Here is an 11,386-nt window from a genome sequence, read left to right on the forward strand (position 1 = left end):
TTTTTGAGTAAAAGCGAAGCCTCCGTGTTCAGCACAAAGAAAAGAACTCTGTTTCTCTGTGACTCTGTGTTTTTATTTTAGTTCAACACAGCCTCTAACGAACCAAACGAGTATGAATAATTCATTTATAAAGGAATGATAAAAATAAATATTATCTTCGCAGAAAAGAATAAGCATGGAAAAAGATATCGTTTTTACCTGTAGGGATTTTGAAAAGGCAGAAAATATTCTGAACAGCCCACTATCAAAGCTATCCGATTTGAGTTCGAACGAACTTAAAGACCTTGCTATTGTATGGTGCTATTATTCGGGTAAAATAGAAGGAAACACATATACTTATGTAGAAACCGAAGCTTTACTGAAAGATGGTATTACATCCGAAAAGAAATATGAAGATGCTAAAATGCTTAAAAATCTTTATAATACTTTTATCTCGGAACTGGAATATATTAACAAGCAGGGCAATAAAGAGATTATTGATGAAAGAACCTTATTCAGAGTACATCAAGCTATATCCACAGGATTAGTCTCGAACGAGGAATCCGGTTATTTAAGAACCAGAGCTGTACGAATTTCCGGAACCGAATATATTCCCCCAAAAAACCTTGATAGTATTCGCGCTAAATTAAATGAAATTCTCTTTTGGCAGGAAGAATACAACAATCCTTTGGAAAAAGCCGTTTTCCTTCATTGCAATATTGCAAAAATACAGCCATTTATTGATGGTAATAAACGTACTTCAAGAATGATTGAAAGTATTGTGATGATGAATGCAGATATCATACCTGTTTATTCATCACAAGATAGTGATATCTTGAACTACAGAAGAGGGTTGGTCGAATTTTACGAAACAGGGAATTGCAGCACTTATGTGAATTACTTTTTAAATAAACAGTTGGAACGTATTGAAAGAATAACCCCATAAAACGATTCCATAGATGACAAAGACCTATAAGTTGTCAAGAATAAAATCGGCCGAAATGCCTAAATTATCTCTAAGTTTTTTTACTATATTCAGATTTAATGGCCGACGACCATTTAGCAATTCGCTAATCCTTGATTCAGAAATACCTAAAACTTTGGCAGCCTCATTTTGTTTGAGGTTATCAGCTTTCATCTTGTCTTTGATAGCATCTGTAATTAAGGTAGATACGCATCCGGGAAGTGGATAATATGCAGCTTCCCATTCATGAATCATTTTGACTAATTCAATAAAACGTTCTTTTTCTTCGGAACTTAATAGTTCCATACTGCCAAGAACAACAGAGCCTTTTTGAACCAAAGCTTCATGTTCCTTCTGGCATTGACGAAATTCTGTTTCAGACTTAATTTTCATTTCTTATATTGTTTTGACATCAATGTTATCATATTGACTGTGAGTTCCTATGAAACGTATTTCAGCAGAACCAGCAAAGAAAACAACAACAACAACAATTCTATAGTGATTGCCTTTCAGATTAAACACATACCGATCATTTCCAACATAGTCGGCGGTAGCAAAACTATTTTTTAAGTCGGCGTGGTTTTTCCATTCGGCAACAGTAACCTCTTGAACCCATTTCGCTAAAGCTATTTCCGCATCTATATGCTTTTTGCAAAATTTAATAAATAACTCAGAACCAATTATTATCATGTTTTTCTTATTGATACAAAGATAATCAATAATTCCCAAATATGGAATAAAAATAAATTGTATCTTCGCAAAAAAGAATAACCCCATGAAAGAACTCATTTTTGTTTTTCTAGGCGGTGGTTTAGGAAGCGTTGCCCGTTACTCCATCCATTTACTAATAAATGGTAGGGCGGTTGTATCCGGTTTTCCGTGGGCTACCTTTACTGCAAACATCCTGGGCAGTTTTCTTATTGGTTTATTTTATACCTTTTCTGCTCGCTTTAACCTATCAAACGAAACCCGGTTATTGCTCACAGTAGGGTTTTGTGGTGGTTTTACCACTTTCTCTACCTTCAGTAACGAAAGTCTGCATTTGCTTAAAAACGGATTTTATACTTCCTTTGCAATCTATATACTATTAAGTATTCTTTTAGGCATTCTTGCAGTGTTTGCAGGAATCCATTTAAGCAAGTGATATGGCAAAATACAATAAGAAGAAAACCATAGAAATAAAGATTGTTTCTCCCTTCTTTGACGAGGAACCCGAATCTGTTGAAGATTCTCAAAGTTTACTCTCTACCGAAAAAATCATTACCGGAAAACACTTTGAACGTGGCATTGTTGCCGAAACCGACAACTCGTATTTAACCATCAGCAACTGCATCTTTACACAAAACTTCTTTGTTGAATGCAAATTCAAATCAGCCCAAATAAGTGATGTAAGGTTCGAAAACTGCGACCTCTCTAATGTTTCCTTTGCTGCGGGTTCGTTCCACAGAGTTGAATTTATTGCATGCAAGCTGGTAGGCACTAATTTTTCGGAAACAACAATGAATAATGTACTGTTTAAAGATTGCAATGCGCACTATATCAACCTGTCTATGAGTAAACTTACACAGGTAAAGTTTGCACAATGCGACTTAAAGAGCGGTTACCTCAACGAAAACCGGTTTAAAGATGTACTATTTGAAGCCTGCTTATTTATTGAAGCCGATTTCTCGCACAGTTCATTGAAAGGTATTGATCTCAGAACTTCACGTCTTGAAGGTATACAACTAAATATTGCCGATCTGAAAGGGGCTATCGTAAGCTCGTTACAGGCAATGGATCTGCTTCCGTTATTGGGAGTGGTAATTGAAGATTAAACATTAACCCCCTAAAAATAAGTATCATGAAAAATCTTTTTATTATTATGACCTTAATCCTAACCCTATCGGGATGCAAACAGGAACCTACTACTGTGCCCATATCGCTGACATGGGAAATGGGACAAAACGAAATTGAACCCGGAGTTTACGAAAACACATTCTACATCAGCAACGATGGTAACGAATCGCTCAACAAAAACTGGATTCTCTATTTCAATCAGCTACCTGCTGCACCCATACCCAATCCCGAAGGTGCTTTTGTGGTAGAAGAAATCAGTTCTACGTATTATCGCATGTTTCCTTCGGCAAACTACAAACCTATTGCAGCCGGAGATACTGTTAAATTTACATTCCGTTGCAAGGGGAACATCATTAAAGAAACCAATGCACCCGAAGGGGCTTATGCTGTGAAGCTGAACAACGATGGCAAAGAAGCCGGTAAACCACACAGCGTTGAAATAAAGGTTACTCCTTTTATGCACGAATATCAATGGGCCAGAAAAGGCAGGGCCGAACTCCCCTACCCTTACGGTGATATTGTGTATGAGCAGAATAAGTTTTTCGAAAACGGACTGGTTGGCGATGCTGATATCAGTATTATCCCCGCCTTGAAGAAAGTAGATAAACGCCAAGGAGAACACCACATAACTAAAAACATCCGGATTGCTCACGACGGCAGTTTTGATAATGAGGCCGGATTACTGAAAGAGAAACTGGAAAGCATGTTTCAGGCCACCGTTTCGGATGCAGGCGAAACAACCATTGAACTGAAAAAACTGACAAACCCAAAGGTGAAGAACAACCCGGAATATTACGAAATAAAAACAGCTGATAAACAGATCACCATTTCGGGAGTTACACCTCATGCTGTATCTAATGGTGCTCAAACACTGCTTGCTATTATCGGTAACCTAAATGGTCTGCCTTGCCATACTGCCAGTTTGTATATTGAGGATTATCCTGATCTGTTGCATCGCGGACAAATGATTGATGTGGCACGTAATTTCTCATCGAAAGAGAACATTATGAAACTGATTGACATCTTCGCCATGTATAAACTCAATATCCTGCATTTCCATATTGTTGATGATGAGGGATGGCGTATCGAGATTCCCGGATTGCCCGAACTAACCGAAGTGGGTGCCCGTCGCGGACATACATTGGATGAGGCCGACCGCCTGTATCCTGCTTATGGTGGCGGATGCGACTTTACCGAAGCTGGTACGGGGTATTACACGCGTCAGGAATTCATCGAAATCTTGCGTTATGCAAAAAGAAGACACATAACCGTATTGCCCGAAATTGATATGCCAGGACACTCGCGTGCAGCTATTGTTGCCATGAATGCCCGTTATAATAAATACATAGATACCGACCTGGCTAAAGCCGAAGAGTTTTTACTTGCCGACTTCGAAGATACTTCTAAGTATTTATCGGCTCAATGGTATACCGACAATGTTATTAATGCAGCAATGCCATCGGCCTACCGTTTTGTTGAAAAAGTAATCAACGAGGTAGAAAGCATGTACAAAGAAGCCGGAATGGAACTGAATGTGCTGCACATGGGGGGCGACGAGGTTCCTCACGGGGCATGGGAAGGTTCAAGTATAGCCCGTGCCTTTATGCAGGAAAAAGGTATGACCCAAGCCCGCGACCTGAAAGATTACTTCTTTGCACAAGTGTTGGATATACTGGACGAAAAGAACATTCAACTGGCCGGATGGCAGGAAGTGGTATTGATGCCCGACGAAAAGACTGTTAACGAACGGTTTGCCAAACGCAATGTGCTTACTTATTGCTGGAACACTATACCCGAACAAGGTAGCGATCAGATTCCTTACAATCTTGCCAATGCCGGATATCCAATTGTATTGTGTAATGTTACAAACTTCTACATGGACATGTCGTACAACAAGCACCAGCACGAACCGGGACTTTACTGGGGTGGCTTTGTGAACGAATATGTTCCTTATGACGTATTGCCTTATGACATTTACAAGTCCATACGGCATAACATGAAGGGCGAGAAAGTTGATATTGTACAGGCGTCGAAAACTAAAGTTCCACTGGCACGTGATGCCCGCGCACAAATTAAGGGTATTCAGGGACAGCTTTGGGCCGAAACCATCCGTAACTTTGGTATGGTTGAAAAAGCCTTGTTCCCCAAAATGTTGGGAATGATTGACCGTGCATGGAATACCGAACCCAGCTGGGGATTTTCCAATGATGAGACTAAGCACGATGATGCCTTGCGCGCCTACAACGCGGCACTCAACCAGTATGAATATCCACGTCTGAATGGTTTTGGTGTTAATTTCCATGTTTCACAACCGGGAATCAAAATTATTGATGGTAAACTTCATGCCAACAGCACCCTTAAAGATGCGGTTATCAGATATACCATTGATGGCAGCGAACCCAACGAAAACTCACCGGTTTGGACTGCCCCCATCGATTGCGATGCCAAACAAGTAAAAGCCAAAACGTATTTTATGGGCAAAGAAAGTGTAACAAGTATTATTCATATTTGATCATTCATTTTTTTTCAAGTTACAAATTGTAACTATGCATGCCTTTAAACCGGGTGATAAATCATCCCGGCAAATGATCCGGCTGATAAATCAGCCACTAGACAGAACAAAAGGTTTGATAAAGTCTAATAGCTGATTTATCAGCTTGATCATTTGCCGGGATATTCTTTTAGATAAAACAATTAATAATCAGCAAATTACAGTACCACTGATTTTTTAATGCTGAGACAAAAGTTTCACCAACTATTTTAAGCCTGAAACAAAAGTACCAAGCAGGGTGGTACAAAAGTATCACTACTAAGATACTTTTGTATCACAAGCGTGGCACTTTTGTACCACAGGCGTGATACAAAAACAGAGTGTATGTTAACGTTTTTAGTTGACTACTTTCAGTCTTATTAATAGAATTGGTTGCCTCGGTTTATACTTAGTTATAAACTGGGTTGACCTTTTTCATTGCTTATTGATGAATCCGGTTTACCCTGGTGATTAGTTAGTTCACAAAAATAATCAAGAATTCCATTTACTCCAAACAAATTATAAAAAACAGTGTAGAAGTTTTTTATACTTCTGGAGGCTTAAAGTCTCCCCAAAGTTTTCTGTGGTTCAATCAACTGTGTGCCGCATTATTTTCTTTAGTAACAATACTCATCGGTCGGGGAGCGCCCTAGCGGCAAGGGGCGGGACCACCCGTCCCGACGAGCGGCAAGATTTCCGTCTGGCTTTAAGCTATCAATCCGGGTTCCTGCTTCCTCTTGATGGCTCTCTCACGATAACTGATCCATCTTTTCTTGAGTTCTCCCTCACCCAGGGCTGCCTGTAAGGGTGTCATTCCATCCAAACTCCAGTGGGGGCGTTCGTTGTTATAGAATTCCACAGCTGCTTTCAGGGCAGCCTTTAGATCTGAGATTCGATAAAAGTCCATGTCCTTAAGCAACTCGTTCTTGATCGTGTTGTTCACACGCTCGGCTACTGCATTATCCTTGGGATTACCACACTCTGTCATGCTTATGCGGATTTTACAATCTTTCAAGCGGGCCGTATAGTCATAACTGGCATATTGTACCCCACGATCGGAGTGATGGATAAGACCTGAAAGGTCTTTGCCCTCATAATGACTGATAGCCATTTCCAATGCTTCACGGGTATATTTGGCCTCCAGTGTTTCGGCTACACTATATCCGATGATTTCTTTAGTATAATAGTCTGTAACTAAGGAGAGGTAACAGAATACATATTCGTTCGTTGAAGGACTTATTTTCAGAGGCATATAGGTTATATCACTAACCATCAACTGGCAAGGATGATCCGGGATCAAATCCTTGACGAGATTGGGGTAAGTAGGTAGACCATGCCTGGAATCAGTGGTTACAACACGCCGTTTGCGCTTGCGGACTTTTAGGTTATAACGCTCCAGAATGTCATAAAAACGATTATAGCCTACGCTATTTTCAGGACCAAACCGGTTACAGTACATCAGCCAGAGCTTATTACCACCAATGCCGGGATCTCTATGACGGACGGATTTGACAAATTCAATAACAAAAGCTTCCAAAGAGAGTTTGGACATTAATGTATCTACATGCTTGTAGTAGGCTTGTTTGCTTACACCAAGTAGACGACACATAGGGACAATGCCGTAAAGCTTCTTGTCCCTATGGTGAAGCCTACAAGCTACTTGGTGCCAACTTTTTTTAAGTCGATACCATAAACGTCTTTGCCAAAAGCGACCATCTCTTCGTAAAAATCAGCACGTAAGCGCTCCTCTGAAAGCTTTTTCTTCAAAGAGGAGAGTTCATCCAGAAGCTTTTGGTAGTCTTCAGGCTTAATGTCTTTACTTTGCTTCTTCATCATTGAGGATTCTAAAGGATTACTAAACTCAAAGGTAGTGATTGCACGGTAAATACTAGAACGACTTAGCCCCATTTTGTTGGCTAAATCAGATACACAAACGCCTTCGATTACATGAAGACGATAAATCTCACGGATGCGAAAATGAAAAGCGTGAGCATCCTTGGACTTCTTTTCTTTCATTGGTTGAGTCTTTAAAGAGTCAACCATATCTACAAAAAGACACTTTATTCTTGCTAATTTGAAGACTAAGCATTACATTTGCGAATTGCCACCATGATATTTATAACAAAAACATTGCTCGGAAATTGAAAAACAGTTTAGTCAAAATAATATTTTTATTGCTTTTAACCTTCCCTTGTATTAATACTTTTGCCAACTGGAATAACTTCATCATCAATTATGATAAGAACCTATATGGCAAAGGCTCGCAAATATGGCAAATAGCCTCTTACAACGAGAACTGGGTATACTTTGCCAATCAGAACGGCATGTTGCAATACGATGGCAATGAGTGGACACAAAACAAATTAAATAACGCTTCGAATGTTCGCTCGGTATATCCTTCGCAATCACAAAAACGAATTTATACAGGCGGAATCAACGAATTCGGATATTTTGAGCCCAACAGAAGCGGCAAGTTAGTCTATACCTGTTTATCAGATTCGTTGAAAGAGGCTGATAGGGCAATGGGCAATGTATGGGGTATTTACGAAACCGATAATATAATGTATTTCGTTGGCGACTCGCGGTTGATTAAATACATAGACGGCAAATACACTACTGTTTTTCGTTTTTCTCGGAATCATATATAAATGGGATGATAAACGTGTAAAAAAGAAAAAGCAGCAAATTGTAGCCGAAAAGAACAAAGAATTGCAGGCTATTGAAAAAGAATATGAAGAAGAAAATGCCCGCAAAGAACGGCAGATTATTCAACTGGAAAAAGAAAAGCTAGAGCACGACCTGCAATACAAAAGTCAGGAAATGGCCAATCTCATGATAAACTTTGCCCGTAAAAATGAGATGTTTACCGAAATCAAATCGGATATACTGAAAGTTGTTTCTTTACTGAAAGGAGAAGGTACCAAAGATTCGCGCAAAATGTTATTAGTAGTCAACAGCAAAATAGACTCAAACATACAATCGGACGATGTGCTTAAGCGAATAGAGGAACAGTTCGACCTTGTTCATAATAACTTTATGAAACGCTTACAGGAAAAATATCCCGATTTATCGTACAATGAGCGGATGATGTGTGCTTACCTGAAGATGAATCTATCAACCAAAGAGATAGCCCCACTATTAAATATCTCAGTAAGAGGCGTGGAAACTATTCGTTATCGTATCCGTAAGAAATTTGATCTGGAACGAGAGGATAGCTTAACTGAGTTTTTAAACAACTTCTGATTACATTGTTTTAATTAACATAAAAAGGGTTGTGGTTTGCTTGTCATATCACAGCCCTTTTTCTATCTTTGCCTCTTTAGCAGCGAGGAGCCGCTGCGTATAATATTTAAACAAAAACAAATCATATGAATCTAGTAGACCGCTTTCTAAAATACGTCAGCTTCGATACCCAGTCTGACGAGAACTCCGGCGTTACTCCGAGTACACCAGGACAGATGGAATTTTTAAAATACCTCAAAACCGAATTAGAACAGTTAGGGCTGGAAGATATCTCACTCGACGACAATGGTTATCTCTTTGCCACTCTACCATCGAACATTGATAAAGAAGTTCCTACAATAGGCTTCATTGCCCATGTTGATACCAGCCCCGACATGAGCGGTAAAAATGTAAAACCACGCATCATACATCATTACGATGGTAATGAAATTATCCTTTCGGCCGAAGAAGAAGCCTATATCCTATCACCCGAAATGTTTCCGGAACTGTTAAACCATATAGGAGAAGATATTATTGTTACCGATGGTAAAACATTACTCGGAGCCGACGATAAGGCTGGTATTGCCGAAATTATCTCTGCTATTGTATATCTGCAGGAACATCCGGAAATTAAACATGGTAAAATACGCATCGGATTTAACCCGGACGAAGAAATTGGTTTGGGAGCACACAAGTTTGATGTAGAGAAATTCGGATGCGAATGGGCATACACAATGGATGGCAGCGAAGTTGGCGAACTGGAATATGAAAACTTTAACGCTGCTGCTGCTAAAATAACTTTCAAAGGAAGAAATGTACACCCAGGATATGCCAAGCATAAAATGGTAAACTCAATGCGATTGGCTTCGCAGTTTATCTCCATGCTTCCTCGTCACGAAACACCTGAGCATACCGAGAAATACGAAGGCTTTTATCACCTGGTAGGTATGCAGGGCGATGTAGAACAAAGTACATTGAGTTATATCATCCGCGATCATAGTCACCCACGCTTTGAAAGCCGGAAGAAGGAGATGGAACATCTGGTTCGTAAAATAAACTCAGAGTTTGGCGAAGGAACAGCTACTATTGAGTTGCGCGACCAATACTACAACATGCGCGAAAAGATTGAACCGGTTATGCACATCATAGACACAGCATTTGCTGCAATGGAAGCTGTTGGAGTGAAACCCAACGTGAAACCCATACGCGGAGGTACAGATGGTGCACAGCTTTCGTTTAAAGGATTACCATGCCCCAACATTTTTGCAGGCGGTATGAATTTCCATGGAAGATACGAGTACGTACCCATTCAAAGCATGGAGAAGGCCATGATGGTTATTGTGAAAATAGCAGAACTAGTTGCTGACAGATGATGAATTTAGAACACAGAGACACAGAGTTTAGAGTAGTGAGTAGTGAGTTTTGAGTAGTGAGTTTTGAGTTTTGAGTTTTGAGTTTTACCATGCGGATTCACTACTCATAACTCAAAACTCATTACTCTAAACTCTGTGCCTCTGTGTCTCTGTGTTCTATATTTAAGAAACCATAATTTTTAAAATAAATTCAACATGAAAAAGACACCGTTTACCGAAAAGCACATAGCTCTGGGAGCTAAGATGCACGAATTTGCAGGCTATAATATGCCAATTGAATACACTGGAATTATTGACGAGCACCTTACAGTATGTAATGCTGTTGGCGTATTCGATGTATCGCACATGGGAGAGTTCTGGGTAAAAGGCCCTAACGCCCTAAGTTTCCTGCAAAAAGTAACATCAAATAATGTGGCTGCACTTACTCCCGGAAAAATTCAATATACATGTTTCCCTAACGAAACAGGCGGTATTGTAGACGACTTTCTGGTTTATTGCTACGAGCCTGAAAAATATCTTCTGGTTGTTAACGCATCTAATATCGAAAAAGACTGGAACTGGTGTGTATCACATAATACCGAAGGAGCCGAGCTAGAAAACTCATCCGATAACATCGGTCAGCTTGCGGTTCAAGGACCTAAAGCCACCGAGGTGCTTCAAAAACTAACAGATATTGATCTATCTGCAATTCCTTATTATACATTTAAAGTAGGCAAGTTTGCAGGCGAAGAAAATGTGATCATCTCTAATACCGGATACACCGGTGCAGGAGGATTCGAACTTTATTTCTACCCAAATGCAGCAGAGAAGATATGGCAAGCCGTATTCGAAGCCGGCGAAGAGTTTGGCATTAAACCCATTGGATTAGGTGCCCGCGACACGCTACGTCTGGAAATGGGATTCTGTCTTTACGGAAACGACCTGAACGATACAACATCGCCCATTGAAGCCGGATTGGGATGGATTACCAAGTTTGTAGACGGCAAAGACTTTGTTAACCGCGCCGCACTGGAAAAACAAAAGAACGAAGGAACCACACGCAAGTTGGCTGCCTTTGAATTGATAGACCGTGGAATACCCCGTCAGGGATACGACATTGTTACTGCCGATGGCGAAAAGATAGGAACAGTAACATCGGGAACCATGTCGCCCACCCGCAAAATTGGTATCGGTATGGGATATGTAAAACCTGAATATACTAAGATAGGTACCGAAATCTATCTGGATGTACGCGGAAGGAAGCTCAAAGCAGTAATAGTTAAGCCACCGTTCAGGAAGTAGTTAGTAGCTAGTAGTTAGTAGTTAGTAGCTAGTATAACCCAGTCATGTTCGCCACGAAGTGGCAGGTCAGTTCAGCCCCAGGCAACGCCGGCAACGCCCAATGTCATCAAGTTAAGGGATTCATTGTATGCTATCCGCATGGTGAATCCCTTGGGATTCAATTTGAATAACCCCCAGTGAAGGGCGAAGCCCGACTGGGGG

Annotated in this window: 10 protein-coding genes and 2 pseudogenes; 8 read left to right on the forward strand and 4 right to left on the reverse strand. The window is 40.3% G+C overall.

Going from position 1 to position 11,386, the window contains the following annotated elements; translation table 11 throughout:
* Positions 1 to 175 precede the first annotated feature (175 nt).
* Complete coding sequence (locus tag D0T85_RS21540) at positions 176 to 925, forward strand: Fic family protein (protein WP_163215586.1); 750 nt, start codon at positions 176 to 178, stop codon at positions 923 to 925.
* A gap of 24 nt (positions 926 to 949) precedes the next feature.
* On the opposite strand, the gene D0T85_RS21545 is transcribed toward D0T85_RS21540, so the two are convergent.
* Positions 950 to 1,336, reverse strand: coding sequence for a type II toxin-antitoxin system HigA family antitoxin (locus D0T85_RS21545; RefSeq protein ID WP_163215587.1), 387 nt, complete (start codon positions 1,334 to 1,336; stop codon positions 950 to 952).
* A gap of 3 nt (positions 1,337 to 1,339) precedes the next feature.
* Positions 1,340 to 1,720, reverse strand: coding sequence for a type II toxin-antitoxin system HigB family toxin (locus D0T85_RS21550; RefSeq protein ID WP_370460029.1), 381 nt, complete (start codon positions 1,718 to 1,720; stop codon positions 1,340 to 1,342).
* Between D0T85_RS21550 and crcB the strand changes: the two genes are divergently transcribed.
* From crcB to D0T85_RS21565, 3 genes are read left to right on the forward strand one after another with little or no spacing between them, the layout of a single operon-like run.
* Positions 1,719 to 2,087 carry a fluoride efflux transporter CrcB gene (gene crcB / locus D0T85_RS21555; protein WP_163215588.1) on the forward strand — a complete coding sequence of 123 codons (369 nt, stop codon included), beginning with the start codon at positions 1,719 to 1,721 and terminating at the stop codon, positions 2,085 to 2,087. The two genes, D0T85_RS21550 and crcB, sit on opposite strands and share 2 nt — an antisense overlap.
* Before the next feature lies 1 nt (position 2,088).
* Entirely contained in the window at positions 2,089 to 2,757 is a 669-nt protein-coding gene (locus tag D0T85_RS21560) for a pentapeptide repeat-containing protein (protein ID WP_163215589.1), read from the forward strand.
* A 26-nt stretch (positions 2,758 to 2,783) separates the two neighbouring features.
* Entirely contained in the window at positions 2,784 to 5,291 is a 2,508-nt protein-coding gene (locus D0T85_RS21565) for a family 20 glycosylhydrolase (protein WP_239060789.1), read from the forward strand.
* Between the two features lie 724 nt (positions 5,292 to 6,015).
* On the opposite strand, the pseudogene D0T85_RS21570 reads toward D0T85_RS21565, so the two are convergent.
* Together D0T85_RS21570 and D0T85_RS21575 are read right to left on the reverse strand one after the other, a co-directional pair.
* Positions 6,016 to 6,951, reverse strand: a pseudogene (locus D0T85_RS21570) (IS3 family transposase); the annotation flags it as partial.
* Between the two features lie 14 nt (positions 6,952 to 6,965).
* The gene (locus D0T85_RS21575; RefSeq protein ID WP_163215590.1) at positions 6,966 to 7,325 is read right to left on the reverse strand and encodes a helix-turn-helix domain-containing protein; all 360 of its coding nucleotides are present in this window, start codon (positions 7,323 to 7,325) and stop codon (positions 6,966 to 6,968) included.
* A gap of 158 nt (positions 7,326 to 7,483) precedes the next feature.
* Here D0T85_RS21575 and D0T85_RS21580 point away from each other — a divergent pair, with 158 nt between their 5' ends.
* The 4 genes and pseudogenes from D0T85_RS21580 to gcvT all read left to right on the forward strand — a co-directional run bounded on the left by D0T85_RS21580 (position 7,484) and on the right by gcvT (position 11,185).
* Positions 7,484 to 7,957 (forward strand): hypothetical protein, encoded by a 474-nt coding sequence (locus tag D0T85_RS21580; RefSeq protein ID WP_163215591.1) that lies wholly within the window; start codon positions 7,484 to 7,486, stop codon positions 7,955 to 7,957.
* Positions 7,950 to 8,552 (forward strand): annotated as a pseudogene (locus D0T85_RS21585) (helix-turn-helix transcriptional regulator); the annotation flags it as partial. The gene D0T85_RS21580 and the pseudogene D0T85_RS21585, both read left to right, overlap by 8 nt.
* Before the next feature lie 125 nt (positions 8,553 to 8,677).
* Positions 8,678 to 9,904 (forward strand): peptidase T, encoded by a 1,227-nt coding sequence (gene pepT / locus D0T85_RS21590; RefSeq protein ID WP_163215592.1) that lies wholly within the window; start codon positions 8,678 to 8,680, stop codon positions 9,902 to 9,904.
* 195 nt (positions 9,905 to 10,099) lie between these two features.
* Positions 10,100 to 11,185 carry a glycine cleavage system aminomethyltransferase GcvT gene (gene gcvT / locus D0T85_RS21595; RefSeq protein WP_163215593.1) on the forward strand — a complete coding sequence of 362 codons (1,086 nt, stop codon included), beginning with the start codon at positions 10,100 to 10,102 and terminating at the stop codon, positions 11,183 to 11,185.
* The last annotated feature ends 201 nt before the right edge of the window (positions 11,186 to 11,386 follow it).

The organism is Bacteroides sp. 519, assembly GCF_010500955.1.
Lineage (GTDB): Bacteria > Bacteroidota > Bacteroidia > Bacteroidales > Bacteroidaceae > Bacteroides.

Excerpts from the sequence above, each read along its gene's own strand:
- D0T85_RS21540 (WP_163215586.1), top strand. The coding sequence starts at position 176 with ATGGAAAAAGATATCGTTTTTACCTGTAGGGATTTTGAAAAGGCAGAA.
- D0T85_RS21545 (WP_163215587.1), bottom strand. The coding sequence starts at position 1,336 with ATGAAAATTAAGTCTGAAACAGAATTTCGTCAATGCCAGAAGGAACAT.
- crcB (WP_163215588.1), top strand. The coding sequence starts at position 1,719 with ATGAAAGAACTCATTTTTGTTTTTCTAGGCGGTGGTTTAGGAAGCGTT.
- D0T85_RS21550 (WP_370460029.1), bottom strand. The coding sequence starts at position 1,720 with ATGGGGTTATTCTTTTTTGCGAAGATACAATTTATTTTTATTCCATAT.
- D0T85_RS21560 (WP_163215589.1), top strand. The coding sequence starts at position 2,089 with ATGGCAAAATACAATAAGAAGAAAACCATAGAAATAAAGATTGTTTCT.
- D0T85_RS21565 (WP_239060789.1), top strand. The coding sequence starts at position 2,784 with ATGAAAAATCTTTTTATTATTATGACCTTAATCCTAACCCTATCGGGA.
- D0T85_RS21575 (WP_163215590.1), bottom strand. The coding sequence starts at position 7,325 with ATGAAAGAAAAGAAGTCCAAGGATGCTCACGCTTTTCATTTTCGCATC.
- pepT (WP_163215592.1), top strand. The coding sequence starts at position 8,678 with ATGAATCTAGTAGACCGCTTTCTAAAATACGTCAGCTTCGATACCCAG.
- gcvT (WP_163215593.1), top strand. The coding sequence starts at position 10,100 with ATGAAAAAGACACCGTTTACCGAAAAGCACATAGCTCTGGGAGCTAAG.